The organism is Nocardia sp. NPDC051570, assembly GCF_044454005.1.
Lineage (GTDB): Bacteria > Actinomycetota > Actinomycetes > Mycobacteriales > Mycobacteriaceae > Nocardia.
This window is the reverse complement of record NZ_JBITDI010000020.1, coordinates 37226-62667: the sequence shown is the minus strand read 5'-3', so window position 1 is coordinate 62667 and position 25442 is coordinate 37226. Positions and strand designations below refer to the sequence as shown.

At 66.8% G+C, this 25442-nt stretch carries 29 protein-coding genes and 1 pseudogene; 18 read left to right on the top strand and 12 right to left on the bottom strand.

Translation table 11 applies throughout. The features are described from left to right. Positions 1-58 precede the first annotated feature (58 nt). Together ACIA76_RS36175 and ACIA76_RS36170 are read right to left on the bottom strand one after the other, a co-directional pair. Complete coding sequence (locus ACIA76_RS36175) at positions 59-658, bottom strand: DUF3558 domain-containing protein (RefSeq protein ID WP_397158706.1); 600 nt, start codon at positions 656-658, stop codon at positions 59-61. 87 nt (positions 659-745) lie between these two features. After that, entirely contained in the window at positions 746-868 is a 123-nt protein-coding gene (locus tag ACIA76_RS36170; RefSeq protein ID WP_397158704.1) for a hypothetical protein, read from the bottom strand. Positions 869-1613: 745 nt separating this feature from the next. Here ACIA76_RS36170 and ACIA76_RS36165 point away from each other — a divergent pair. After that, entirely contained in the window at positions 1614-1997 is a 384-nt protein-coding gene (locus tag ACIA76_RS36165; protein WP_397158702.1) for an Lsr2 family protein, read from the top strand. 573 nt (positions 1998-2570) lie between these two features. Here ACIA76_RS36165 and ACIA76_RS36160 read toward each other — a convergent pair. The 3 genes from ACIA76_RS36160 to ACIA76_RS36150 are packed head-to-tail and all read right to left on the bottom strand — an operon-like array spanning position 2571 to position 5948. Continuing rightward, the gene (locus tag ACIA76_RS36160; RefSeq protein ID WP_397158700.1) at positions 2571-3545 is read right to left on the bottom strand and encodes an aldo/keto reductase; all 975 of its coding nucleotides are present in this window, start codon (positions 3543-3545) and stop codon (positions 2571-2573) included. Continuing rightward, positions 3538-4689 carry a nucleotide disphospho-sugar-binding domain-containing protein gene (locus tag ACIA76_RS36155; protein ID WP_397158698.1) on the bottom strand — a complete coding sequence of 384 codons (1152 nt, stop codon included), beginning with the start codon at positions 4687-4689 and terminating at the stop codon, positions 3538-3540. The genes ACIA76_RS36160 and ACIA76_RS36155 overlap by 8 nt, the downstream gene beginning before the upstream one ends. A gap of 11 nt (positions 4690-4700) precedes the next feature. Further along, entirely contained in the window at positions 4701-5948 is a 1248-nt protein-coding gene (locus tag ACIA76_RS36150) for a cytochrome P450 (protein ID WP_397158696.1), read from the bottom strand. A 157-nt stretch (positions 5949-6105) separates the two neighbouring features. Between ACIA76_RS36150 and ACIA76_RS36145 the strand changes: the two genes are divergently transcribed. Together ACIA76_RS36145 and ACIA76_RS36140 are read left to right on the top strand one after the other, a co-directional pair. Beyond that, positions 6106-7158 (top strand): methyltransferase, encoded by a 1053-nt coding sequence (locus tag ACIA76_RS36145; protein WP_397158695.1) that lies wholly within the window; start codon positions 6106-6108, stop codon positions 7156-7158. Positions 7159-7198: 40 nt separating this feature from the next. Continuing rightward, a complete protein-coding gene (locus tag ACIA76_RS36140; RefSeq protein ID WP_397158693.1) occupies positions 7199-10024 on the top strand; it encodes a cytochrome P450 in 2826 nt (941 codons plus the stop codon). Here ACIA76_RS36140 and ACIA76_RS36135 read toward each other — a convergent pair. Continuing rightward, on the bottom strand, positions 10014-10445 hold the full coding sequence (locus ACIA76_RS36135; RefSeq protein WP_397158691.1) for an anthrone oxygenase family protein: 432 nt from the start codon (positions 10443-10445) through the stop codon (positions 10014-10016). The genes ACIA76_RS36140 and ACIA76_RS36135 overlap by 11 nt on opposite strands. Before the next feature lie 114 nt (positions 10446-10559). Between ACIA76_RS36135 and ACIA76_RS36130 the strand changes: the two genes are divergently transcribed. The 7 genes from ACIA76_RS36130 to ACIA76_RS36100 are packed head-to-tail and all read left to right on the top strand — an operon-like array spanning position 10560 to position 15376. Continuing rightward, positions 10560-10901: a TcmI family type II polyketide cyclase gene (locus ACIA76_RS36130; protein WP_397158690.1), complete on the top strand. Its 342-nt coding sequence runs from the start codon at positions 10560-10562 to the stop codon at positions 10899-10901. After that, positions 10898-11377 carry a cupin domain-containing protein gene (locus ACIA76_RS36125; RefSeq protein ID WP_397158688.1) on the top strand — a complete coding sequence of 160 codons (480 nt, stop codon included), beginning with the start codon at positions 10898-10900 and terminating at the stop codon, positions 11375-11377. The genes ACIA76_RS36130 and ACIA76_RS36125 overlap by 4 nt, the downstream gene beginning before the upstream one ends. Next, on the top strand, positions 11364-12623 hold the full coding sequence (locus ACIA76_RS36120; RefSeq protein ID WP_397158686.1) for a beta-ketoacyl-[acyl-carrier-protein] synthase family protein: 1260 nt from the start codon (positions 11364-11366) through the stop codon (positions 12621-12623). Before ACIA76_RS36125 ends, ACIA76_RS36120 begins: the two co-directional genes overlap by 14 nt. Continuing rightward, positions 12620-13828, top strand: a complete 1209-nt coding sequence (locus ACIA76_RS36115; protein WP_397158685.1) for a beta-ketoacyl synthase N-terminal-like domain-containing protein — start codon at positions 12620-12622, stop codon at positions 13826-13828. The genes ACIA76_RS36120 and ACIA76_RS36115 overlap by 4 nt, the downstream gene beginning before the upstream one ends. A 6-nt stretch (positions 13829-13834) precedes the next feature. Then, positions 13835-14305: an SRPBCC family protein gene (locus ACIA76_RS36110; protein ID WP_397158683.1), complete on the top strand. Its 471-nt coding sequence runs from the start codon at positions 13835-13837 to the stop codon at positions 14303-14305. Beyond that, positions 14302-15033: an SDR family NAD(P)-dependent oxidoreductase gene (locus tag ACIA76_RS36105; protein WP_397158681.1), complete on the top strand. Its 732-nt coding sequence runs from the start codon at positions 14302-14304 to the stop codon at positions 15031-15033. The genes ACIA76_RS36110 and ACIA76_RS36105 overlap by 4 nt, the downstream gene beginning before the upstream one ends. Positions 15034-15052: 19 nt before the next feature. After that, positions 15053-15376, top strand: coding sequence for an antibiotic biosynthesis monooxygenase family protein (locus ACIA76_RS36100; protein WP_397158680.1), 324 nt, complete (start codon positions 15053-15055; stop codon positions 15374-15376). 46 nt (positions 15377-15422) lie between these two features. Here the strand turns inward: ACIA76_RS36100 and ACIA76_RS36095 are convergent. Together ACIA76_RS36095 and ACIA76_RS36090 are read right to left on the bottom strand one after the other, a co-directional pair. Next, positions 15423-15539: pseudogene (locus ACIA76_RS36095) on the bottom strand (hypothetical protein); the annotation flags it as partial. A 12-nt stretch (positions 15540-15551) separates the two neighbouring features. Then, a complete protein-coding gene (locus ACIA76_RS36090) occupies positions 15552-15677 on the bottom strand; it encodes a hypothetical protein (RefSeq protein WP_397158678.1) in 126 nt (41 codons plus the stop codon). Positions 15678-15827: 150 nt separating this feature from the next. Here ACIA76_RS36090 and ACIA76_RS36085 point away from each other — a divergent pair, with 150 nt between their 5' ends. Genes ACIA76_RS36085 through ACIA76_RS36075 form a run of 3 tightly spaced genes read left to right on the top strand, consistent with a single transcriptional unit; the run spans position 15828 to position 18877 of the window. Next, a complete protein-coding gene (locus ACIA76_RS36085; RefSeq protein WP_397158677.1) occupies positions 15828-16607 on the top strand; it encodes a BTAD domain-containing putative transcriptional regulator in 780 nt (259 codons plus the stop codon). 33 nt (positions 16608-16640) lie between these two features. Then, positions 16641-17489: a class I SAM-dependent methyltransferase gene (locus ACIA76_RS36080; protein ID WP_397158676.1), complete on the top strand. Its 849-nt coding sequence runs from the start codon at positions 16641-16643 to the stop codon at positions 17487-17489. Positions 17490-17494: 5 nt separating this feature from the next. After that, positions 17495-18877, top strand: a complete 1383-nt coding sequence (locus tag ACIA76_RS36075; RefSeq protein ID WP_397158674.1) for a M20/M25/M40 family metallo-hydrolase — start codon at positions 17495-17497, stop codon at positions 18875-18877. Between the two features lie 39 nt (positions 18878-18916). On the opposite strand, the gene ACIA76_RS36070 is transcribed toward ACIA76_RS36075, so the two are convergent. After that, the gene (locus ACIA76_RS36070; protein WP_397158672.1) at positions 18917-19243 is read right to left on the bottom strand and encodes an antibiotic biosynthesis monooxygenase family protein; all 327 of its coding nucleotides are present in this window, start codon (positions 19241-19243) and stop codon (positions 18917-18919) included. Next, positions 19240-19500 (bottom strand): acyl carrier protein, encoded by a 261-nt coding sequence (locus ACIA76_RS36065; protein ID WP_397158670.1) that lies wholly within the window; start codon positions 19498-19500, stop codon positions 19240-19242. The genes ACIA76_RS36070 and ACIA76_RS36065 overlap by 4 nt, the downstream gene beginning before the upstream one ends. A 155-nt stretch (positions 19501-19655) precedes the next feature. Between ACIA76_RS36065 and ACIA76_RS36060 the strand changes: the two genes are divergently transcribed. After that, on the top strand, positions 19656-20108 hold the full coding sequence (locus ACIA76_RS36060) for a MarR family winged helix-turn-helix transcriptional regulator (protein ID WP_397158668.1): 453 nt from the start codon (positions 19656-19658) through the stop codon (positions 20106-20108). 12 nt (positions 20109-20120) lie between these two features. Here ACIA76_RS36060 and ACIA76_RS36055 read toward each other — a convergent pair whose 3' ends face one another. Continuing rightward, complete coding sequence (locus ACIA76_RS36055) at positions 20121-20447, bottom strand: DUF6176 family protein (protein ID WP_397158666.1); 327 nt, start codon at positions 20445-20447, stop codon at positions 20121-20123. An 83-nt stretch (positions 20448-20530) separates the two neighbouring features. Here ACIA76_RS36055 and ACIA76_RS36050 point away from each other — a divergent pair, with 83 nt between their 5' ends. Then, entirely contained in the window at positions 20531-21937 is a 1407-nt protein-coding gene (locus ACIA76_RS36050) for an MFS transporter (protein ID WP_397158664.1), read from the top strand. 53 nt (positions 21938-21990) lie between these two features. Here ACIA76_RS36050 and ACIA76_RS36045 read toward each other — a convergent pair whose 3' ends face one another. Further along, on the bottom strand, positions 21991-22686 hold the full coding sequence (locus ACIA76_RS36045) for a PIG-L deacetylase family protein (RefSeq protein ID WP_397158662.1): 696 nt from the start codon (positions 22684-22686) through the stop codon (positions 21991-21993). A gap of 109 nt (positions 22687-22795) precedes the next feature. Here ACIA76_RS36045 and ACIA76_RS36040 point away from each other — a divergent pair, with 109 nt between their 5' ends. From ACIA76_RS36040 to ACIA76_RS36030, 3 genes are all read left to right on the top strand, one after another. Next, a complete protein-coding gene (locus ACIA76_RS36040; RefSeq protein ID WP_397158660.1) occupies positions 22796-23599 on the top strand; it encodes a TylF/MycF/NovP-related O-methyltransferase in 804 nt (267 codons plus the stop codon). Between the two features lie 260 nt (positions 23600-23859). Next, a complete protein-coding gene (locus tag ACIA76_RS36035; protein ID WP_397158658.1) occupies positions 23860-25050 on the top strand; it encodes a hypothetical protein in 1191 nt (396 codons plus the stop codon). An 81-nt stretch (positions 25051-25131) separates the two neighbouring features. Then, positions 25132-25383 (top strand): hypothetical protein, encoded by a 252-nt coding sequence (locus tag ACIA76_RS36030; protein ID WP_397158656.1) that lies wholly within the window; start codon positions 25132-25134, stop codon positions 25381-25383. Positions 25384-25442: the final 59 nt, after the last annotated feature.

The following is a 25442-nucleotide window of genomic DNA, read 5'->3' as shown; positions in this document are numbered from 1 at the left end:
TCGGCGGTATCGCACCCCCTGAGTCACTGGCCTACCGGACTAGGGCAGACCGACTTGATCATTTGGGCAGATACGGCTCGAGGTCTTTTGCGTGCGAGATGGCAAGATCGCACGGTGGTAGTTGCGGTGCTTTCGCCTCTTGACCGTAATCCCAGTACATGATGACCTCGATCGTGCCTTGGGCGAACGGCAGGCTCACATAGCAGTCGAGCTTGCTGCCATTGGCTGCGGTGTTGTCGAGATGGACCAAGCCCTTGCGAGGACCGACCTGCACGTCACGGAAGTCCGTGTACTTGGGGTTTTGGCGCACTTGATCAATGGTGGTCCGAAGGGATTGCACCCCAACGCCGTAGGGGCCCTCGGTGGAGTTCCAGATACAACTTTTCGTGAACGCGTCCACATCTTGGCCGGAGTCGACGGACACCTGCTTCGAGGTGGGGTTCAGACGAGTTCCTCGCAGGGCGTCGTCGGACAGCTGTTGGCAAGGGTTGTAGAGCGGGTCCTTCAGTCCACTGGGCGTTGAACCGGCCGAGGAGGACGGACTGTTCGGCGTACCGGTCGTGGTCGACGAGCATCCCGCCAAGGTTCCTGCGACAGTCATGGCCGCCAAAACAGCAGGCAGCGCTACTTTTCCTCGTATGGCGGCGGCTGATCGCATCGACAAGTTCTCCCCGGTCTCGACTTCGGCTCGACCTCGATAGGTTATGACGTGCGGCGACCGGCCGTGGTTCCACCCCGAGCCGTCTCAGCTTTCCAGCCAGCCCCGCCTGTTGCGCTCCTTGCCGACGCCGCGGATCTGTTCGAGCTGGCGCTGTGCGCGTTGCACCTTCATGCCGAGTTCTTCGAAGTTGTTGGTTCGCTGGCACATTCGCAGTGCCCTTCAAGCACTCACGGATGTCGGGTCGTCGGTGCGGCCGATCCGGTAGGCTGGTTGGCGCCTTATTGGTCGTAGGTGTCGCGTCCGGCAACCGGTACTGCTGCTGATGACCGCCACGCGGCTGCCGCCAGACGGTTTTCGTTGCTTTACCCTAGAGCGGCAACTTGCGGCAGGATACGACCAGAAACCCTGTCGGCCAATTGATTACGCCATATCCGTTGTTTTCGGCGATTACTACCGAAACCCCGTCGAGCAGCTCGGCCAGGCGCAGCGGGGGAGGCGTCGGTGACGTCCTCGGTGCCGGTGCGCTCAGTAGGCAGTCCGGCCAACGACACGGTCCGCCCGGCCAGCAGCCCTGCGCTGGGGACGCCAGCGGTGCCGTCCAGCAGGTCGGGGCGTCACCGCGCGATGCAGCTGGGCTCAGATCGGCAGGCCCGCACGCAGCGCCTGTTCGAGGACTACGGTGGGGTGGCGCAGCGCCCGCGCGGTGACTGCCTGGTGGGGGTCCAACACGACCAAGCCCTGCGGATCCGGCGCATTTCTATCGGGTCTTCTGCACGTGGGTGTTGTCGGTGTCGCCAGGGAAAGGCGTGGCGTTCTCTCCCCCGGCGAAACCTGCCAAGAACCCGATACCCCACGCGCGCGGGGCCAATGCCGCTTACTGCGTGGCCGTCACCGATCCCACGAAGTTCCAGGGTTGGCTGATGGTGGGCCCACGTTTCGCACCCTAGACGCTTTGACTATTGTCGATAGCTGCGGAATCTTCACGACTGAAGGGGGGCCATTCTATGGCGAAAAGGTTGTCGTCGAGCTGATCGACGACTTCGATGGGTCGTCGATCGCCAGGGAGACGATGACATTCGGACTCGACGGCACCACATACGAGATCGACTTGTCGATGAGGAATGCGGGCAAGCTACGCGCATTGTTCGAGCCCTGGACTGACAACGCCCGCAAGGTCGGCCGCATCCCCAAGGGCAAGAGCGCGGCCCGACCCACAGGGAAGCGGGAAGAGACACAGGCGATTCGGGAATGGGCCGGGAAGAACGGGCACAAAGTGTCCGCCCGCGGACGGATCTCGGCCGATGTCGTCGCGGCCTACCGGAAGGCGACACCGTAAGCACTGGCACCGATCTCGATGACAGCGTGTCCCCGCTGGTGGATAGGGACATCGGGAACACGCGAACGGTGCTGGCACCGAGGTGGCCGTTCTCTGGCGGCACAATGGGCCCGCTGCGCGTCGGCCCGTGACCGTGTCACCTGACATCAGGCCGTGCACATCGAGCGAAGGACTCTGGTGGAGTTGGGTCGGCACGAGCGCAGAGACCCGCTCGCGCGATTAACCAAAAGCAGGTGATCACGAAGTGCCGCAGACGAATCCTTCGGCCCGGCGGCGGGGTGGTTGAGCTTCTCGATGTCACCGGATGACCGGAGACAACCCGGCAGTGCCCGATCCGCGCTGGCTGCCTTGGCACGCAGCGCTACGCGAAGCACTTGGCTGAGCGATTTGGCCTCTCCTGGCATCGCATGCAACACGGTGGGACGGTGTCTGCCGTCAGGCGTGGTTGGCTGTGGCGCAGGGGTTGGGATCGTGTTGCCGCGATACCGATATCGGGTGATCGGTGGTCCGCACCGGCTTGTCCTAGCCCGACGGCGTCCGGGTAACCGCCGCGTTGTCCGGTAGCAGGGGTCTTCAGGAGTCGTCGTCCATGAGCGCTGCGACCATGGGGGCGTAGCGGTCACCGCTGATTGCGTCCGACGGGAAGCTCGCGTCCAGTCGTTTCAGATCCTCCTCGTCGAGTTCGAGGTCCACCGCAGCCAGGTCTTCCTCCAGGTGCTGGGGGGTCTTACAACCGACCAGCGCTAGCGGTGCCGACGGCCGGGACATGACCCAGGCGAGCGCGACCTGGGCCATGGTGGCCCCGTGGCGGTCGGCGACACCGCGCAGCGGACCCAGCAACGCAAGGTTGCGGCCCACGTGGTCGTCCAGGAACCGCGGGAAATTGTGCCGCCAGTCGCCCTCGTCGAGGTGGGCCATGCCGTAGACGGTGCCGGTGAGGAAACCCCGGCCCAACGGCGCGTAGGCCCAAAGCCGCACTCCGAGTTCCTCGGCCGCAGGCAGGATTGCCGGCTCGGTGTGCCGTTGCCACAGTGAGTACTCGGTCAGCAGCGCGGAGACCGGGGACACCGCGCACGCCCGGCGCAGCGTGCCCACGGCCACCTCCGACAGCCCGAGCCCACCGATCTTGCCGGCCGCCACCAGCTCCCCGAGCGCGCCGACGGAATCCTCGATCGGCACCTTCGGGTCCACCCACGCCAAGCAGTACAAATCGAGGTGGTCGACCCCGAGCCGCTTGAGCGACCCGTCGCACGCCGAGCGTAGATACTCAGGCGAACCGTCGAGGATCTTGCCCTGGTCTGGATCCGGCCGTATGCCGGTCTTCACCGCGAGGGTGATGTCGTCGCGGCGCCCGGCCAGTACGCGGCCGATCAGCTCCTCGTTGGCTCCGTCGCCGTAGTAATCGGCTGTGTCGATGACGCCCACGCCGCGGTCGAGCGCCAGACGGACGGTCGCGGCCACGTCGCCGGGGTCTTCGACGCCGTAAGCGCCGATCATGCTCAGGCAGCCAAGCCCGAGATCACGCCTCGAGGTTTTCACGTCAGACACCGGAAAGTCCTTTCGTCAGGGAATGCACGAGCTGATCGGCGACCTCCGATGGCGTGGGCTGGGCACGACAGTCCTCCGCCACCGCGGCGGCCCGCTCCGCGTAGCGGGGGAAGGAGAGCAGCCGGTCCACCAGGCCGGCGATGTCCGCGCCCGGCGTGGCACTGTCCGCCTGGATGCCACATCCGGACGCCACAAGGTGCGTGGCGTTGACGAACTGGTCGGCGAAATGCGGTACGACTACCTGGGGGGTACCGAACGAGAGCGCGGTCATCGTCGTGCCCGATCCGCCGTGGTGGACGACGGCTGCGCAAGTGCCCACGACGGTGGCGAGTGGCGTCCACACCGCTTTGCGTACGGCTTCGGGGAGCGTGGCCGGATCACCCAGCCGTATCCGGTCCGACTCGCGCATCCCCACCACGATGTCGAGGTCCTGTGCAGACAGGGCGGCGACCAGATCCGTTATGAGAGTTCGCACATTGCCGTAGCGGGGCAGTACGGTCCCCAGGGTCACGAGTACCCGCTGGCGGGCGGGTCGCACGAGGAACTCGTAGGGCATCTCGGCAGGGCCGTTGTAGGGCACGTAACGCATGGTCCAGTCTGGAGTGGTCTCCGGTTTCATCAGGAACGACGGTGGGCACACGCCGAGCGTTCGTGAGGGCGCTGCTGGGATGAGATTCCGGCCAGCGAGGAACTTCACCGCCGCCTCCTGCACCTCGGGGTGTAACGGAATGCCCCAGTGGAATTCCACGTGGGGGCAACCGGTCCGTGCAGCGGCGATCCCCGCTGCGTAGGCGGACGTCTCGCTCACGATGACGTCGGGCTGCCACGTCTTGCATACCTTGGTGAGGCCGGTATGGGTGAGGACCGCGAGCCTGCCGAACCCCTGTCCGGTGCCCACGCGGGCGGCGCTCTCGGTTGGTGGCTGCCGGGGCCCGTCCTCACTGGAATCAGGCCGCATCACGTCAACCATCTCCATCGCCGGCGCGGTCGCCACGGCGGTCAGGCCCGCCCCGACCACCTGCGGCAAGAAACTCTCGGCGGCGCCCACCAAGACCTCGTGCCCCGCGACGCGCGCTGCTTGCAGGAACGGCACCATCGGGTAGAAATGCCCCTCGGCGGGGTTCGTCACGGCCAGAATGCGCATGGGAGTCTCCTTCACCACGTGATTTCGAGTGTGCGGACCAACCGATGTATCCCGGGCCACAATGTCATCGCGGGCTCGCCCGCTGGACGCAGATCCGGGTGCCGCTGCGCCAACCCGCCGAGCGCGCCCGAGAGCAACCGCCGCGCCAGGTGTATGCCCACGCAGAAGCGCGGCCCGTAGCCGAAGGCCAGGTGGCGGTTCGGACTGCGGCCGATGCGCAGCGTGTCGCCGTCCTCGAACTCTGTCTCGTCCCGGTTGGCCGAGGCGAACACGGCCATCACGTCGGTTCCGCTGTCCAGGTCGATTCCGCCGAGCGTCACCGGGCACGTTGTGCGGCGCTTCAGGGCCTGGATAGGGGAGTCCAGCCGCAGCAGTTCCTCGACTGCCACCGGCGCCAGCCTCGGGTCGGCGGCGAGTTTTCGCCAGCCCTCGCCGTCGCTGAGCAGCCGGTGCACGGCCAGCCCGAATGACGACGTCGTGGTGCTCTGCCCCGCGCCGATCAGTGCGATCAGCGTCTCCACGGTCGTCCGGGTCACCGCTGAGGGATTGCGGGTGCTTGCGGCCTCCTCGACCGCGGTGACGATCTGCGAGATCAGATCTGTTCCCCGCGTCGCGATTCGCTCGTTGACGTAATCCGACAGCATCGCTTGGTAGGGCACGACCGCGCGTGCGAGCTCCAGTTGCGTGTGGCCGTCCAACGTGGATCCGCCAGAACTGAGCACCGAAAGGGCGTACGCTCCGTCTACCAGCGCGGGCAGGTCCTCGCTGCGCAATCCCAGCGCGATCGCTTTGCCGTGGATCGGCAGCGGGCGGCCCACTGTCGTCATCAGGTCGCCCGGCCCCCGCGCGTCCAGGTCGTCCAGCAGCGCTGAAATCGCCGCCGTCAGCTCCGCGTCCATCGTCCGCACCCGCTCTGGACTGAACGCCCGGGAGATCGGTTCGCGGGCCTTCAGTCGTGCGGCGTCACCGGGTTCCTCGTCCGGTGGGAAGGGCGGGAACGCTTTCTGCAGCTCGGTGCGTGCGTCCTCGCTCAGCACCTCCATGACGCGCAGCACGCCCGCCATCGAGAAGACGTCGACGTCGCCGAGCACCCGACGCACGTCCTCGTACCTGGTCACCATGTAAGCGCCTGTTGCCGGCGCGTAGAAGACCGGCTCCTCCCGCCGTGCCCTGGCGTAGAAGCCCCAGGGGGACGGTTGGAGCCGGATCGGGTCGTACTGGTCCCCGATCGGGGCGGGTTCGGGCACGGTTCCGGACATCGGCAGCCTCCTTGTCCCGGTTTCGCCATCGACACTTCCCCCTGTTCGTCAGGTGGTGATCCAGCTGCGATCGACAACCAGCAATCACGGTCGACTGGAGTGGCGCCGGGTGTGCTGGTGACGACGCCGGACGCACTTCCGAAGGCAGGTACCCAACGTGACCACGACCGAGATCGGCCAGACCAGAGCGGAACAGGCCCCCCTGACGCCGCAGCATTTCCACGAGGTGCTGCTCGCCTATTGCGGTTCCAAGGCGCTCATGTCCGCAGTCGAGATCGACCTGTTCTCCATCCTCGCCGGGAGCGGGGGCATGACCGAGGCCGAACTCCGCCGGGAACTGAGCCTGCATCCACGGCTGAGCCGCCACTTTCTCGAAGTGCTCGTCGAGCTCGACCTGCTGGCGAAGGAGGGCGACCGTTATCGCAACAGCCCCGTGAGCGAGTTGTACCTCGACCGTGCGAAGCCCACCTTTGTCGGCGGGTTTGCCGAGACCACGAACGACACGTTCTATCCGGCGTGGGGCAAGCTCACCACGGCGTTGCGTACTGGCCAGGCTCAAGCCCCGATCCCGCCCGATGACAGTGACCACCTGTTCCGGGTCAATGTGCACACCCAGGCCGACCGCGTGCGCCGCTTCATGACGGCGATGGATTCCCACAGCACCGCCATGGCGCGGGAGCTGGCCCGGCTGCTGCCGTGGGATGAGTTCACGAGCTTCGCCGACATCGGAGGCTGCCGCGGCAACCTGGCCGCACATCTTGTGCTCGCCCAGCCGCATCTGAAGGGCGTCTGCTTCGACCGGGCCCAGTCCGAGCCGTTCTTCGACGAGCACGTAGCCGCTCTAGGCACCGTCGGCCGGGTCACCTTCCAGGCAGGCGACTTCTTCGCCGACGACCTACCGAAGGTCGATGTACTGGTGTTCGGGCACGTGCTGCACGACTGGAGCCCGGAGAACCGCCTCATCCTCATGGAACGTGCGCACCGCGCGCTCAACCCCGGCGGGATGGTCGTCGTGTACGACCGCATGATCGACGGATCGCCGCTTGACCTGCACCGCCTCTTCTACAGCCTCACTTTCATGCTCGCCTCGGGCGGCGGCTCCGAATACAGCGTTGATCAGCTATCGCAGTGGCTCGCCGAGGCCGGTTTCCACTCCCCGCAGTCGTACCGGGTGCTCGATGATCACACCGTCGTCGTCGCACGTCGCTGACCACATTCCTCCCTTCTCGAAGACCATGAAAGGTGCCGAAGTGAGCGACACGCACGTTCCTGTGCTGATCGTCGGCGGGGGCCTCACCGGGCTATCGGCGGCGCTGTGCCTGGCCCGGCTCGATGTCGGGTTCCTGCTCGTCGACCGCCACTCCACGACCTCCAGCCATCCCAAGGCGCGGGCGCTCAACCCCCGCACCACCGAGGTGCTCGGCGCGCTGGGCCTCGCGGAGGCGCTTACCGCCAACCGCTCGCCCATCGCGGAGAACAACCAGCTTGTCCACGTTCACTCGCTCGCCGGCGAGGAACGGATCCGGCTGCCCCGTGCGCCGCACGACGAGGTCAGCTTCGTCAGCTCGCACGGCTGGTCCCTCATCGACCAGAACCGTCTTGAACCGCTGTTGCTGGAACAGCTATCCGAGGATGCGGGCGAGATCCGCTTCGGCACCGAATGTGTCAGCCTCAGCCAGCAGGACGATTGTGTCCGCGTGCGGCTGCGCGACCGCGCCACCGGCACCGAGCAGGAGGTGACGGCGGATTACGTGATCGCCGCCGACGGTGGTCGCAGTCCACTTCGAGACGAACTCGGTATCGGCGTCGAGGGCCCCGGAAGGCTGTCGTCGATGGTGAGCTACTTCTTCCGCGCGGATCTCAAGCCCTACCTGCGCGGCCGTCGCATCATCGCCGCCTATGTGCTCAACGATCGGTTCAAGGGCACCCTCATGCCCCTGGACAACGTCGACCGCTGGGTCTTCAACGTCTCCTACTACCCGGAGAAGGGCGAGGACGCCGCCGAGTTCGATCGCGAATGGTGCGTGCAGAAGACCCGCGACGGCATCGGTGTGCCCGACCTCGAAGTTGAGGTGCTCAGCGACGAGCTGCTGCCGTGGGAGATCGCCGGCCGTACCGCCGACCGCATGCGCTCTGGGCGCGTGTTCCTCGCGGGAGACGCCGCCCACGTCATGCCGCCCACCGGCGCCTTCGGCGCCAGTACCGGAATCCAGGACGTGCACAACCTGTGCTGGAAGATCGCACACGTGCAGCACGGTCACGCCTCGCCCGGCCTGCTCGACACCTACGAGACCGAACGGCTGCCGGTCGCCCATCTCGTTGTCTCGCAGTCGATGCTGCGGTTCACCATCCGCCAGGGCAGCGCGCTGGGGGATGTCTCGGACCGTATGCTCGACGAGCTCGCCGTGTCGTTCGGTTACCGCTACTCCATGGACGGAGAGTCCACGAAAGGGGAGGTGCGGGTCGACGACCCCCGCGAGCGGATCGCCGAACCGGGCTGCCGGGCGCCGCACGTCATGCTGGCCGGCCCCGACGGTCCGGCCTCGCTCCACAACCTGTGCCGCTACGGTCGCTTCACGATCTTGGTCGACGGGCACCACAGTGCTTCCGCCGACCTCGCTGCTGGACTCGCCGCCTGGCAGCACCCGCTGGACGCGGTCCTGATCGGCCCCGGCGGCAAGCACACCGATCCTGAGAGCGAATGGCGCCGAGTCTACGGCCTGGGCGAGGGCGGTGCCGTGCTGATCCGCCCCGATGGGTTCATCGCCGCGAGCTGGCCGCAGCCGCCGTCCCGTGCGGACATCGGGCGGGCACTGGACACGGCCGAACGGTTTGAGGACGAGCCCATCGGCACTCGCTTCCGGCCGTTCGCCGTCGATCCGCAGGACGAACTCCTGGCCGAGGCCCGCGAAACAGAACCGGTGTTCCACTCGCCCGAGCTGGACGCCTGGATCGTGACCCGCTACGACGACGTGAAGGCGATCCTCGGCAACACCAAGGCGTTCAGCCTCGCCACGGTCCCCGACAGGCTCGCCCGCCTCACCGACGCCGCCTACGCCGAGCTGGCCAAGACCTTCTCCGAAGTCCCGGTGGCTATCCGCGAGGAGGCTGTCGACGAGGCCCGCAAACGCGTCCGCATGCCGCTGATGAACGCCTTCGATCCGAAGCGGATCGCGGAGCGCGAGAAACGGACGCTAGCCGAGATCGACTTCCTGATCGACCAGTTCGCCGACCGCGGAGAGGCCGAGCTGATGGCCGAATTCGCCCGGCAGCTGCCCGTGCGGGTCAAGGCACCGGTGCTCGGGATCGACCCCGCGGACGTCGACGAATTCGTCGACGGCACCTACCGGTTCATGAAACTGCACTCCGTCGCCGCCCAGCTGTCCGCCGACGAACAGATCTCGCTCGCCCGCGAGGTCGTCGGCTACCAGCGGCTGCTCGACCGCTACGCCCAGGCGCGCCGCGAAGTCCCACGCGACGATCTGTTCAGCGACCTCGTCGCGGCGATCGCCTCGGGTACGGGCGCGCTCACCGTGGCTGAGCGGAAAGCGGTCGTCGACGGTATGACGGGTCTCATCGCGGCCGGCCACTTCACCACCACCGCCGCACTCGGCACCAGCTTGCTGGAACTGCTGCGTCGGCCACCGCTGTGGCAACGGCTGGTGACCGACCCGGACCTGGCCGCCACCGCGGCCGACGAATTGGTCCGCTACCGAAGCCCGCTGCGTGGCCTCATGCGACGCACCACCAAGACGGTAAGGGTCGGGGCCGTGACGATGCCGCCGAAAACCGAGCTCATGATCAGCTATCAGTCGGCCGATCGCGACGGTGCTGTGTTCTCTGACCCGGATGAGATCCGGCTGGACCGTGGCCACGTCGAGCACTTCGGCTTCGGCCATGGTCCGCGCGCCTGTGTCGGCGAGGCATTGGGCAGGCAGCTGCTCACGCTCACATTGCGCAGGCTCGCGCAGCGGCTGCCCGGGCTAGAACTGGTTCCCGGGCACGAGCCGGAGTACCTGCCCGGGCTGCATGTGATCCTTGACAGCCTGCCGGTGCGCTGGCCGATCAGCCGATGACCACCCAGATGCTGAAGAGCAGCAGTGCCGCCAGCGACGCTGCGAGTCGCGCGAAGTGCCAGCGACGCCACGCGGCGCGCGGGTCCTTCTCCGCCGGGCACCGGCCCGACTTGACCCAGCGGTTGATGGGCACGTTCCCGAACTGGGACACCAACGACACGGTGCACTGGCACGCCAGCGCGCCGACGTTCAGCGGGGCCGGGCCCGCCACGACCAGCAGGGCGGTCATGCCCAGCACTGTTCCCACGACGATCGGTGGCATCACCTTGTCGAAGTGCCTGCCGAACAGGATGTGGGACGTGACGTACTCCTCGTACGGCAGGGCACGAAATGCGGGGATGAGGCTCAGTGCGACGCAGGACATCACGCCTGCGGTCACCCCAGAGCCCAGGAGTACCAGGACAGTCAGCAGTTCTCGCATGCGGCCCATGGTGATGGCACCGAAGCGCGCCGCTCTTGAGGATCACGCCTGGACCGCTGCTGGAGGCCTCAGCCGCCACGATCCCCGTAGTACGCCAACCGAAGGAGGTACCCGGTGACCGGACAACACCGGACGCTCATCGTCGCCCGCGCGGACAGGCGTTCGCTCGCCGACATCGGACGGATTTTCGCCGACTCCGACAACACTGGCTTGCCGCACCGGCTCGGCGTGCGCAGGCGGTCCCTGTTCTACTACCGGGACCTCTACTTCCACCTTATCGACGCCGACTCCCCGGTCCTCGGCCCGCTCGAGCAGATGCGGGACGACCCGGACTTCCGCTCGGTGAACGAGCGACTGTCGGCCTTCGTCACCCCGTACTCGCCGGAGTGGCGTGGACCCGGCGACGCCATGGCCAAGGAGTTCTACAGCTGGTCCGCCGAGGAAGGAAAGCAGTGACCACGGAAGATCTCACTGCCCGCCAGAAGTCCCTTGACGACGTCCCTGCCCGCACCCACCGCGGCGGCTCGATGCGGTTGTTGTTCGGACCGGCCTCCGGCTGCGCGGACGGCCTGTTCGGCGTGCTTGACCTCGGCCCTGGCGAGGTGTTTCGCGAGCACTACCACCCGTTCTCCGAGGAGTGCCTGTTCGTTGTCTCTGGCTCCGTCGTGGTCGGCCTCGACGGCGACTACACACCGCTGGATACCGGCGGCGCGATCCGTATCCCGCGCCATGTGCGGCACCGCGTGCTCAACGAGTCCGCCGCACCCGCACGAGTGGTGTTCGGCCTTTACGGTATCGCGCCCTCGCCCGAACTGGGGCACGTGGAGACCGAGGTGGCGGGTGTCGTCAACAGTGAGACGGACACGGTGGGTATGGAACGGACGCCCGGGGACGGACCTGGGCACAAGGGAACCGGGTATGCACAGGACTAGACCCACCGCAGCGATTACCGGGGTCGGGGCGATCGCGCCCGGGCGCGCGGGCCGGGATGCGTTCTGGGAGCTGATCTCTTCGGGTCGCACGGCTACTCGCAGGATCAGCAGCTTCGACCCCGCGCCGTTCCGCTCGCAGATCGCTGCGGAATGCGAGTTCGACGACGGTGCGGTGACCGACACGCGGCTGCACGGTGCCGACCGGGCCAACCAGCTCGCCGTCGCCGCGGCCGCCGAGGCGTGGCAGGACGCGGGGATCCACGCCGCGCCTGAGCGGATCGGCGTTGTGGCGGGTAGTGCGGTCGGCTGCACTATCGCGCTGGAACGCGAGTATGTGCGCCTCAGCGGCCGTGGTGCGCGTTGGCTGGTCGACGTCGACCGCGCCGATACCCGGTTGCACGATCACCTCGTGCCCAGCAGCATCCTCCGCGACATCGCATGGACGGTCGGAGCCGAGGGACCTTGTCGGATGGTGTCCAACGGCTGCACCTCGGGCCTCGACGTCGCGCGGCATGGCCTGCGAATGCTGCACGCCTGCGATCTCGACGCCGTGGTTGTGGTCGGAGCCGACGCCCCCATCTCGCCGATCACCGTGGCCTGTTTCGACGCGATCAAGGCCACCAGCCCCAACAACGACGACCCGGTGCACGCCAGCCGCCCCTTCGACCGCGATCGTGACGGGTTTGTGCTGGGGGAGGGGGCGGCAGCGTTGGTCCTGGAGAAACCGCGTGACGCCGAAAACCGAGGCGCCGATGTCTACGCCCGCCTGCTGGCGGCCGAGAGCCGTGCCAACGCCTACCACATGACCGGGTTGCGCACCGACGGCCGCGAGCTGGCCGAGGCCATTCGTGCCGCGCTGGAGGTGAGCGGCCTCGACGCGGCCGACATCGACTACGTCAATGCGCACGGTTCCGGTACCAAGCAGAACGACCGGCACGAGACTGCGGCGGTCAAGGCTGCGCTGGGCCCACGGGCACGCTCGATCCCGATGAGCTCCATCAAGAGCATGATCGGTCACTCCCTTGGCGCCATCGGCACCCTCGAGCTCGCCGCGTGCGCGTTGATGCTGCGCCACCAGTTCATCGTCCCTACCGCCAACTACCGGACCCCCGACCCCGAGTGCGACCTCGACTATGTGCCGGGCACCGGCCGCGCTGCGCGGGTCCGCGCCCTGGTCAGCGTCGGTTCCGGATTCGGCGGATTCCAGAGTGCCGTGGCGCTGACTGACGAGGGCTGGTCGGCATGACGGCGGTCATCACCGGCATCGGCGTGTGGACCTCGTCGGGGAAAGGGCACAAGGAGTTCTGGGAGACCGTGTGCGCCGGCACCGTGACCCTGAGCGAATTGACTCGCTTCGATCGCAGCTACTACCCGTTCACCCGCGCCGGCCAACTGCGTGACCATGAGGCCACCGACATCCCGCCGCGGCTGCTCGCGCAGACGGACGTGTGGACAAGGCAGGGCCTCGAAGAAGGCGCTCTCGCACTGGCGGATGCAGGACTGGACCTGGAGACCGTCGCCGAGTACGGCGCCGGGGTCTCCCTCGCCAGCTCTGCGGGCGGGGTCGAATTCGGCCAGCGTGAAATCAACGCACTGTGGGCCGCCGGCCCGCACCACGTCAGCGCCTACCAGTCCATCGCCTGGTTCTACGCGGCCACCACCGGCCAGACGTCGATCCACCACCGCATCCGCGGTCAGTGCGACGCGGTCGTGGCCGAGGGTGCGGGCGGCCTCGACGCCCTCGCAGTGGCTGGCCAGGCACTGGACGACGGCACCTCGTCGATCATGCTTTGCGGCGGCACCGATTCCGCGCTCAGCCCCTACGGCATGGTGTGCCAGTGGTCCAGCGGGCTGCTATCCGGGCGAGCCTATCTACCCTTCCAGGACGAGGCCGACGGCTGGGTCCCCGGTGAGGGCGGAGCGGTCCTCGTCGCCGAAACCCTCGATGCCGCACGGCTACGCTCAGCCGAGCCCTACGGCAGCATCGCGGGCTACGGCGCTTCGATCGACCCGTCGCCGGGCAGTGAGCGGCCGTCCTCCCTGCGCGTGGCAATACGCCAGGCGCTTGCGCAAGCACGGGTCCGACCCGACGAGATCGACGTGGTCTTCGCGGACGCCGCCGCGGTGGCCGGCTGGGACAGCACCGAAAGCGAGGCACTCGCTACGGTCTTCGGCCCGCGCAAGGTCCCCGTGACAGCTCCGAAATCCGGCTACGGTCGGCTCTATTCCGGCGGTGGCGCCGTAGACGTGGCGACCGCGCTGCTCGCCATGCGACACGGGGTGATTCCGCCGGCGCCGCACCGCCCGCCCGCGCACCCGGCGCTGGACCTCGTGAACGAAGCGCGGGAAGCCCGCCTATCCACTGCGCTCGTGGTGGCGCGCGGGTACGGCGGGTTCAACTCTGCCCTGGTGCTCAAGGCGCCGAACGCGACACTAGCGCCGACAGAATGAGGAGTAATGGCTGCTTCCACCGAGAACACCGTGTTCATCAAGGCACCGCTCGACCTGGTCTGGGAGGTGACTAACGACGTCGCGAACTGGCCCTCCCTCTATTCCGAGTACGCCGCGGCCGAGGTTCTCGAACAGACACCGGAACGGATCGTGTTCCGGTTGACGACGGTGCCCGACGAACACCACCGGACCTGGAGCTGGGTCTCGGAACGGCGCCCCGACCGCGCAACCCGCACTGTGCGGGCGAAGCGGATCGACCCTGGCCCGTTCGAGCACATGGAAATCTTCTGGAGCTACACCGAACGCCACGGTGGCACGGAAATGCTGTGGCGCCAGCACTTCCACCTCCGTGACGACGCGCCACTGGACGACGAGGCGATGCGTGCCCGGATCGATGCGAACACCCGCGTGCAGATGGACCGGATCAAGAAACGGCTAGAGCAACTGGCTGCAGAAGACGAAGGAGCGACACGATGACGGATCTGGCGGGCAAGCGGATCATGGTCACCGGAGGCACCCGGGGTATCGGACGGGGCGTGTCGGTGACGCTGGCCCGCCACGGCGCCACTGTCGTGGCGGGGTACCACCAGGACGAGGGCGAGGCGGAGGCCACCCTCACCGAACTGTCGGCCGCGAACCCGGCGGCCGAGCACCGTGTGGCCCGAGGAGACCTCACTTCCCCGGCCGGTCGTGCCGATCTGCTGGCGGCCTGCGACGGCATGCTCGACGGCATGGTCACCTGCGCCGGTGCGATCAGCCACGTCAAGCTGGAAGAGTTGTCCGAGCAGGAGTGGCAGCGCGTCCTGGACACCAATCTCACCGCCGCGTTCGCTCTCACCCAGGCCGTGGTCCCGCTGCTGCCTTCCGGCGGTGCCATCGTCTACATCGGATCCAAGGTCGCAACCGTCGGCGTGCCCTTGCGCGCCCACTACACGGCCGCCAAGGCCGGGTTGGTCGGCCTCATGCGTGGCGTCTGCAAAGAACGCGGCCCCGCCGGGTGGCGGGTCAACCTCGTCGCCCCGGGCGTGATCGAGTCCCCGGCCGTCGATGCGCTGCCGCCTGAGGCCCGCGCCCGCTACGAGCACATGGCCGCCCTCGGTCGGCTCGGCCGCCCCAGCGAAATCGGCGAGGTCGTCGCATTCCTGCTGAGCGCGCGGGCCTCCTACGTGACAGGCGAGGTGATCAATGTCGACGGGGGAATGTGAGCCCGGTGCTGTCGGACGAGTGAAAGTGCTGCTGTGGTGCCGATACGAAGACGCCGAGGAGCTCGCGGAGATCGAGCGGCAGTTCGATCGGATCGGTGAGATCCTGCACGGCACGCCAGGCCTGCTGGGTAGTGAACTGCTAGTTTCGCTCAGTGCGCAGGGTGTCTGCGTCGTGCTCAGTGAGTGGGCGAGCCACGCAGAATTCGACGCGTGGGAGCGGGGGAACGATCATCGTGGGCAAACCGCGGCAATGCGCCCATTTCACGATCGGCAGCGTAACCAGGTTTTCGACCTTCTGTTGGTATCGCGTGCGCACAACGCTACCACAAATGGAGAGTGTTAGAATTTTTGTGGGCGCAACAGGGAACCTTCTCGTTAGTTTCCGCTTATCAGCTCATCTGAGAATTGTTCGAAACCATTCGAGGCTTGAATTCAGATTTCCGGTCCTTCGGCACATCAATACGTACCGGACCGATATCGGTGTGCGCTGTCTTCTGTGACCGCCCGTTGCGGTGATTTCAATCCTCGCGGACAGGCCGGTCACCCTTGGGATATTCGAGGTATTCGTCCTCGGCGTTCAGCGCCGCTTCCGGAACGGTTTTCGCAATCTGCGGCAGCAAACCATCCGGACCGGCCAGCGACACCCCTCCGGCACGATGGTCATTTCCGCTGAGACAGGTCCGATCACCGCCCTACAGATGACGAACAAGGGGTTGTCATCGCCGCCAATGTCACATAGGCTCCTGCTAAGGAATGCGTTCCAAAAGCTGTGGCTCGGCCTTGAGGGGGATCTCATGAGAATCAGCGTACTGGGAGAGCTGAAAGCTGAAGATGGTGAGTGTATATTCACGCCTCACGCCACGAAGCCTAGGCAGCTAATTGCACTTCTCGCTCTGAATGCAAATCGTGTAGTCAGCAATGAAATATTAATCGAAGAGTTGTGGCACGACGCCGCAGTGCCACAGAGTGCGATCGCTACGCTGCAGACCTACATCTTCCAACTGCGAATGGGCTTGACCTACACGCCCGGTTGTGCGGGCGACCGCGGCAAGGCCCGAGAGCGCCTCATCACTAAACCGTTCGGTTACCAATTGCGGCTCGGTGACGACGAGTTCGACGTCTCCGAATTCAAGGCCCGCATCTCCCGCGCTTCCGAAGCGGGTGAGGCGGGCCGGCACACCAAGGCCATCGAGTACTACAGCGCGTGCATCCGGATGTTCCGCGGGCCCGCGCTCATCGGGTTGCACACCGGGCCCGTGCTCCAGGCACACGCCCGTCAGCTGGAGGAACTACTGCTCTCGGTGCACGAGGCGCGCGTGCGCCACCTGCTCCTCATCGGGCGATTCTCCGAGGCGATCTCCGATCTGTCGCCATTGACGGTCCGTCACCCGCTCCACGAAGGGCTGCACGTACAGATGATTCGCGCGCTGAGCCGCTCGGGACGACGCAGCGAATCGCTCAAGATCTACCAAGACATCCGCCGCAGGCTGATCGACGAGGTCGGAATCGAGCCATCGGTCGCTCTGCAGGGCGCGCAGCGGGAAGCGCTCTGCATCGAATGCCACGCCTCCTAAAGCGCAGGCGACCCAACAGAAAGGACCGATGCCATGTCCGCAGAGGACCGGCATGTACAGGTCATCACGCGCGTTTTCGACGAGGCCGCCAGCGAGTTCGACGCATCCGGCATCGACTTCTTCACCCCGTTCGGCGAACGGCTGGCGGATCTTGCCGACGGCCGCGACGGGGATCGGGTCCTCGACGTCGGCTGCGGGATGGGCTCATCCCTGCTGCCTGCCGCCGCACGTGTGGGCCCAGGCGGCTTCGTCACCGGCATCGACCTCTCCCCGGCCATGGTGCGACGGCTCAGTGAGCTCCTGGCCAGGCGTGGCGTGACCAACGCGCGCGTGTTGCAGATGGACGGTACGCGGCCAGAATTCCCCGAGTGCTCCTTCGAGGTGGTGCAGGCCGGGTTCAGCGTGATGCACTTCTCCTCGGCGCCGGACTGCCTCGCCCGCTATCCGCGGCTGCTCCGCCCCGGCGGACGGTTCTGCTACAGCGAGCTGGTCGACGACGACGGTCTCCCTGATCTGGTACCCCGGGACGCGTTTGCGGAACTGGAACCCTTTTTTCCCCGCGACCTGCCGAATCCGCGCGAACGAGGTGCCGCCACCTGGAACCGGACGCCGCAGTCGACGGTCGCCGTGCTGCGGGAACGCGGTTTCGCCCGTGTCACCGTCATCGACGAAACATCCGAAGTGGACATCGTCAGCGGCAGTCGGTGGAACGCCTGGACAATGTCGACGGGACTGCGACAGGCCTGGGCGAACATCCCCGTTGGCGAGCTCGGTGAGGTGCGAGCGCGCACAGCGCGGGTCATCGAGCGCAGGCGCGACGCGCGCGGCAGGCTCGCGCTTCCGGTCCGCGTGCGGTACGTACTGTGCGAGACGGGGGAGTGACCGTGGTGGGTGAGACCGTCGATGTCGTCGACTTGGCCGCCGAACTGGTGCGGATGGACACCTCGCACCAGGGCGAGGGTGGACTGACGCTGCCCGTCGTCGAGCGACTGGAGGCGCTGTGGTCCTCCCGCGGAGTCGAGACGCGGCAGTTTCCCACCCCTAAGGAGGGCAACACACACCTATGGGTCCGGATCGCCGGGCGAGGTGCCGCGCCGCCGCTGATGTTCCTCTGCCACACCGACGTGGTCGGCGTGCAGCCCGGATGGACGGAGGACCCGTTCGCCGGTGAGGTGCGCGAGGGGTATCTACGCGGCCGCGGTGCGCTGGATATGAAGGGCATGGTCGCGGCAGTGACGACCGCGTGCCTGCGCCTCGTCGACGACGGTGCCGTGCCTGACCGCGACCTTGTCCTGCTGTACGACTGTGACGAGGAGGGCGGCTGGCACGGTACATCGTGGCTGCTGGAGCAGCACCCGGAACTCGCTAACGTCGGCGCCGTCGTGACCGAGGGCGGCTGGGCGTTATGCGGCTCCGACGGCAGGACACCGATGCTCGCCTCGATGAGTTGCGCAGAGCGGACTTTCGGTGCCTTACGGGTGAGTACCGTGGCGATGGCCACGCATTCGTCCCGGCCGATGCCACGGTCGGCCATCGGCGCACTGGCCTCGATCATCACGCGGCTGGAACGGTTGGAGCTACCGGTCCGGCTCGCGCCGCTGAACCGGAAGTACTTCGAGTGCCTGGGTGAGGCCACGGCCGATCCGGAGCTCGCGGATGCGGTGACGGAGCTGCTGGCTGCGGGGACCCAGCCGGAGCTCGACGCGGCCGGGAGGCGGGTTGTAACGGCTTCGGGCTACCCAGCCCTGCACAATGCTTTGCTGCGCAGCACTCTCGCATTCGTTGCGACCGAAGGCGGCAAGCGTGCCAACGTCGTGCCGTCGGCGGCGTCGGTGCTGCTGCAGCTGAGGTTCACCCCGGGCGGCAGTTCGCCGGCGGAGGTGATCGATCTGGTGCGCGAGTGTGTGAGGCCCGACGCCGACGTTGCGGTGGTCGGCCCGCCGTGGGAAAACGAAGCGGAGACCCTCGCGCGGTGGCAGCGCGAATGGACGGCCCCGCACTCGTCGACCGGACACGAGGTGTTCGCCGCCTGGCAGCACGCCATTGCCGAGGTCCACCCCGGCGTCGTGACCGCCCCTGTCGTCTTCGAAGGTGGCACGAGCGCGAAACCATGGCGGGAGAAGGGGATCCCGGTGTTCGGGATCTATCCGTACTTCGTGGACGACGGCACCCTTACGGCCATGCACGGCGCCGACGAGCGCGTGCGGGTCGACGAGCTGCGCTGTGCCGAGGATCTGCTACACGGCATGCTAGCCCGTTTCTGCCGGTGAGGGTGGGACCGGCGCTATCGAAGCGCCGGTCCCACCCGCTCACGCGTGCTCGCCGGGCAGGTGTGCCACCAAGGACATGCTTTTCATGGAACCGGCCCGCCGGTAGGGGTGGAGCAGCTCGCGGTGGCGCACGTGGCGCTCAGAGCGCTCGAACCGGCGGAACTCCTCCTGGCTCGTCCAGTCGCTCACGACGTAGTAGACGTGGGGCCGGTCCGCGTCGCGCAGCAGCCACTGGCCTAGGTTAGCGGGATCGGCGGAAACGCTGATGCCTACCTCGGACCAGACCTTTTCGAACTCTGCGGTCCGGTCCGGATCGATGTCGAGTTCCAGCATAATGCGCCAGCCTGGCGCTGCGGCGGCGCTCATGCCGTCGCGTCTTCCTGCTCGTCTGCTGCGGCCAGCAGCTCACGCGGGGTGGAGGTGTCGCTGAACACGAGGTCGGCGGGGAATCGGATCCCGTGCGTCCGCTCGACCCGTCCCATGAGTTCCTGTCGTGCCAGCGAATCGAATCCCATTTCCTCGAAAGTCAGGTCGAGTGGATCGCCGGCTCCGGCGGCCTCGAGCTCGGCGCCGGAGATCGCGGTCATCGCGGCGGCGAGTGAGGTCTCGGTTATTTTTGTCATGGCACCCTCCTGTTTCCTGGTGACCTCAGCATGCCCAGCGCCCGTACAGGAACTCTTGACTATGGCTCGTCGCCCGGTTGTCGAGAATTACCGGACCGCGATAGGGGACGCGCGACGTCCGGTCTTGCTCCGGACACCCGCTAAACTGCCCGCCCATGGGACGCTCCGTGAAACCGCTGGATGCCCTCCCCGGACCGATGCTGTTCCGTGCCGTCCGTCTCCTGGCGAGGGCGCCGGAGCAACAGGACCAGCGCCGGTTCTCGGGGATTCTCGTCGTCCAAGCTGTGCGAGCGTGTCGTGAGCGCACCGAGTCCGGCGAGGTGACCGTGCGCTCGGTCGCCGACTACATGCACGTCGCCCCCTCGACGGCCAGCAGGCTCGTCTCCGACGCGGTGGAGGCCGGGTACGTCGCCACCGAACCGTCCAAGTCGGACCGGCGTGCGGCGGCACTACGCCTCACGGCGAGCGGCCGCCAGTTGATGCGTAGTTCGGTCGAGTACCAGACCAAGGTCTATGAGCAGGCGATCGAAGGCTGGTCGCCCGAGGCCAAGGAGCTCTTTGGGCGGCTGCTGGTGGACTTCTGCAACCGCCTCATCGACCCGGTCTGACCGGCAGGGCTCTCACCTGTCGGCGTCCAGTTGCACAAGAAGCTCCAGCTCTTGCCCGCGTTGGCCGATCTCGCCCAGCGCGGCGAGCGCCTCGCGGTCGATCGGCAACTCGGACTGCAGGAACGCTCGTGTGGTGGCTGCGAAGTCGTCGCTCGCCTGCACCATCAGCAGGTAGTCGCCGCGGTCGTCGGAGCCGAGGAATACAGCCTCGTGCCGCAGCCCGTTGTGGCGCATCGCCTCCATGGCTTCATCGGCCCGGGAACCGAATCCCCGCATCCACCCGATCGCGCGCTCGCGCTGCCCCTCGTGCAGCCGCACCTTGATGCACCGGAAATCCATCGAACCTACTCCTCGAATTTTCTTATTGGGAGCTGCGGAAACTCCGCTTGATATATCGGTCGTACATGCATATAGTTGGCGCCGTGGACACTACCACTGAAGAGTCGGTCAAACGGCCCCCGCGGCTCGCGGTGAACCTGAGCTTCGCCGCGTTGCTGCTGGGCCTGCTCATGGCGCAGCTCGACACGAACATCGTGGTGGCGGCGCTGCCGGTGATCAGCCAGGACCTGCACCTCGGGGCGGCGGTGGCCGGCATAACGGCGAGCACGCTGCTGACCGTTACGGTCTTTACGCCCGTGTGGGGCAAGCTCGGGGACGCCTTCGGGCGGCGATTCACCTTGGTCGTCTCGGTGCTGGTGTTCGGGCTGGCGTCGCTAATGTGTGCCATCGCGCCCACGACCATGGTCCTCATCGCGGGCCGCGCACTGCAGGGTGTCGGTGCGGGCGGGCTCATCGTCACTGCGGTGAGTGGGGTTGCGGTCATCTTCGACAAGGAAGAGCTTGTCCGCCGCCAGATCTGGATGACAGCCGTGTTCGGTATCTCCTCGCTCGCCGGCCCGCCCGCGGGCGGGTTCATGGCCTCGGCATGGGGTTGGCGTTCGATCTTCTACGTCAACCTGCCCATCTGCGTGCTGGCGTTGCTGCTGGGGCTGTGGGGTCTGCCGAAAGAGCCGAGCCGCGGCACCTTGAAGCGGTTCGACTATCCCGGCGTGCTTCTGCTCGCCATCGCGGGCAGCGCGTTGGTTAGTGTCGGGTCGAGCGAGACGCTCGCGCGAAACCCGGTCTACGCTGTGCCGCTCGTGATGATCACGCTGCTCGCTGTGGGGCTCCTGGTCTGGCGGGAGCGCCGTGCACCCGAGCCGTTGATCCCGCCGGCGCTGTTCCACATCAAGACGCTGCGGCAGACACTGGTGACCACACTGCTGATAGGGATCACGCTGTTTGGCACGTTCACGTTCGTCCCGCTCGCGTTGCACGCCGGCGCCGAGGTGAGCACACAGGCGATCGGGGCCATGCTGCTGGCGCTGACGATCGGGCAGTTGGTGATTGTCACGTTTTTCTCGGTGCTGGTGCGCCGCAACCGCAACCTCGCCATGTGGACGGTGCTGTCGCTGGTGATGGGCGTCGCCGGGCTGGTACTGCTCACGGTGCTGCCGTTGCTGCCGCACGGCACGGCGGTCACCGTCGCGATCATCGGTCTGGCGCTGGCTGGCGCAGCACTCGGGCTGTCGCTGCAGGTACTCACGCTGATCGGCCAGGCGACTGCGGCACCGGGGCAGATCGGCCAGGTGATGGGCACGATCACCTTTACCCGCCAGTTCGGCGGCGCGGTCGGCGCCGCCGGTTTCGGCTGGATCATGCTGCTCGCCCCGCAGGGTGCGACCGCGCCGGCGGTGACGCTGGGGATCGCGGCCGTGCTTCTCATGATGGCGTTCCTCAGCCGTCCCCGCGATGTCCCGCAGCTGAAGAACAACGGCGCGGGCTGGTGAACCCTGGGGGCCGGCTTTCCCCCCCTCTCTAAGCCAGCCCCCAGGTACTGCCATCACACGTACCTCAAGATCTGAAATCTTTCAGCAAGCCGTCCATCCGGAAGCCCTGCCGCGCGGGCGGCTCCCGCCATGCGGGAGCGCAGCTGAGCTTCGTCGCCTGCGCGAGCCGACAGTTGTGAATCGTGGCAGCGCAGGGCCGCGAGTTTGCGCGCCAGATGGTCGGTGACATCCTCGAAGTGATTGGCCTCAGGATCGCCGAACAGCCATACCTCGGGCACCTGCCACGGAAGGCCTGCTGGGCTCCCTACGGAGCTCGGGATACTAGCTCCTGGGTAGACCGCGTCGAGCGTGGCGGTGCCCACCGCACGGTGGTCGGGGTGGCTGGTGGTCGGGAAGGCCCACGCATAGCGCGGACTGTGCGTGAGGACGCGGTGTGGCCGCAACAGCCGTAACAGATCTGCCAGTGCCGCCCGCAGTTCCAACGTGGGGGACACCTCGGCGTCCATATAGCCGAGGAAGCGCGGCCGATCGACGCCCAGCGCCTTCGCGGCGGCGGTCTGCTCCGCTCTGCGATCCGCCGACAGCGCGCCGTCGGTGCCACGCTGCCCGTCGGTGACCACGCACAGGCTCACCTCCCAACCACGCGTCACCCAGCCCGCGACGGTGCCGCCTGCTGCGAACTCGATGTCGTCGGGGTGAGCGACGATCGCGAGCGCGCGCCTCTGTTCCTCACGGTGGGAAGGAGTCATGTGCCGAGTACACCGTCAGCCGACCCCCGTGTCGGTCGAACGGCGCCGGTCAAGGCGCAGCGGAGCGATACCGGAGAACCGGGCAGGAGGGTGGGGGTACCCAGTCTGGATGGGAGGTTCGATGAACGGAAACGCCCGCTATCTCGATCTGCTCGTGCGTGTGCTGACCAACGAGATCTACCGCGATCCGCCGGCAGGCCCGCATTACCTCCTGGGCAGGGGGTACGACCAGCGACTGCGGGAGGCAGGCAAGGACTGGCCCTCAGTCGCGCACACCATGGCGGGCTCGCGCTGCCTGCGGCAGGTGCGGGCGACCGTCGAGCACGTCCTCGGCAATGGGGTTGCCGGAGACCTGGTGGAGACCGGAGTATGGCGCGGCGGGGTGTGCATCCTCATGCGCGCGCTGCTGGAGGTGTACGGGGATCCGTCCCGGCGCGTTTGGGTCGCTGATTCGTTCAGCGGCATGCCCGAATCGGACGCGGCCGGAGACAGCGAACTCGCGCTGCACCAGTTCAACGATGTGCTCGCGGTGTCGCAGGAGGAGGTCGAGGAGAACTTCCGCCGTTACGGTCTGCTCGACGATCGTGTGGTGTTCCTCGCCGGCTGGTTCGAGGATACGTTGCCTGCGGCGCCGATCGAGCGGATCGCGCTGCTGCGCATGGACGCGGACTTGCGCTCGTCCACCACGGCGATCCTTGAGAACCTGTACGACAAGGTGTCGCCCGGTGGGATCATCGTGGTCGACGACTACTCACTGCCGATGTGTAGCGCCGCGGTCCGGACATTCCGGGACGCCCGCGGGATCACCGACCCGATCTACTCGATCGACGACGACGCGGTGTGGTGGTGCAAGGCTGGTTCAGCCCCGCACGTCAGGGCGAGCGTTGCCACAGGAACGGGCGCGGCGTCATGACCGCGTGTCTGGTCCTGGGACTTGTCATCGGGACGATCCCAGACAACGGGTCTGGCACGGGCGCAGTCGACTCGGTGTCGGCGGTCGCGGCCTCCTACGAGATCGACTTGATGGTGCTGGATCTGTTGGAGCCCCCGTTGTCCCCGCTGGGGGAGATCGAACCCGTACGTAAACGGTGCCGTGAACAGTTCCGTCGGGCCGGGGTGTCGTGTCGGATCCCATCCGAGTTGTCGCCCGTCTCCCAGTGAATAGGAGCCACCATGGACACCGACGATGTGCTGCGGCTGCTCGTCGCCGCGGAGGGTTCCGAGGCGACGCTGCGATCGACGATCGACGAGCTCGGCCCGGGGCATGTGGCGAACCTGCTCACGCGGGAGATCGTCTTCCGCGCCCGGCTCGGCGAGCTGGCACCGCGCCTGAGCGCTCCAGTGGGCGTGAGCCTCGATTTCAGGTGTGCGGGGCGGTCTTTCGATGCCACAGTCGTCGTGGAACCCTCAGGTGTTCGTATCGTCGAAGAGGAGGCCGAAGGGCAGGCGGTGGCGGTGCTGGCCCAAGACCTCGACGAGGCGGTCCGCGCGGTCTACGGACCGTACGACCTGGCCGCGAGGCCGACTCCGTCCGTGCGGTGGCCACAGACCGCGGTGATGGCGTCTGCGGGGCAACCGGGTGCGGATCTGCCTTCGGCGTTCTACCCGGTCGTGCAGCGAGTGTTTCGTTCGCTGACGCGGGGCGGGCAGACTGAACTCGCGGAGCTGGCGGTCGAATGTGGCACAGACAAGTGGAGCGCGCTGCATCGCTACCCCGAGCACTATGACCGACACTTCGCACCGCTGCGCGAACGGCGGTTGAAAGTGCTGGAGATCGGGGTCGGCGGGTTCACTGATCCGAAGCTGGGCGCGGCGTCGTTGCGGATGTGGAAACACTACTTCCCACGCGCCATCGTGTATGGACTCGACGTGGAGGACAAACGGGTCCTCGACGAACCGCGGGTTGTGACCGTGCGCGGCGATCAGTCCGATTGGGCGGTGCTGACGGCTCTGGCGGAGCGGGCCGGGCCATTCGACATCATGATCGACGATGGCAGCCACGTCAGCGCTGACGTGCTTGCGTCGTTCCGGGTCCTGTTCGACCACCTTTGCCCTGAGGGGCTGTACGTGATAGAGGATCTGCAGACGTCCTACTGGCAGCCGATGTTCGGTGGCGACGACCGCGACCTGACCAATCCGCGGCACACCATGGGATTCCTCAAGACGCTGCTCGACGGCCTGCACCATGAGGAATTCCTGCATGCGGACGCGCGGCGGCCGCAGCCGACCGACCGCTGGATCCGGGGGATGCACTTTTATCACAACCTGTGTTTTCTGGAAAAAGGTCCGAACGCGGAGGGCGCTCCATTCGCGGAGATCCTGCGACGCTGGGAAGTCACAGGGCAGGGCCCATCCGGGACCTGAGAAGCTTTACAGTCGCTACCGGGCGGCCGGACCCAGCGACGATTCCGGCTATCCGGTGATGTCGCGCTTGAGGAAACCGATATGACTCTCCGACGTAGCCAGATCAGACGACTCCATCGCCTGTGGGCAATCATCTGTGTGGTCGCGGACTACGCCGGCCGATGGCTGGGCGGGGTGGGCCTGGGACACGCCTACCTTGACCCGTCGATGTTTGTGCAGAAGACCGGGCCCGACGAAGTGATCTTCCTCGGGCACAGCCGACTCGATGGTCGCCTCACCGCTGACGAGCGGCGCACCTGGCACGCGTTGGAGAAAGCGCTCAGCGATGGATGAACTCTCGATCCTGGTCCGATTTCCTATTCTCGTCACTAGAGGGCGATCGTGATGGCGCA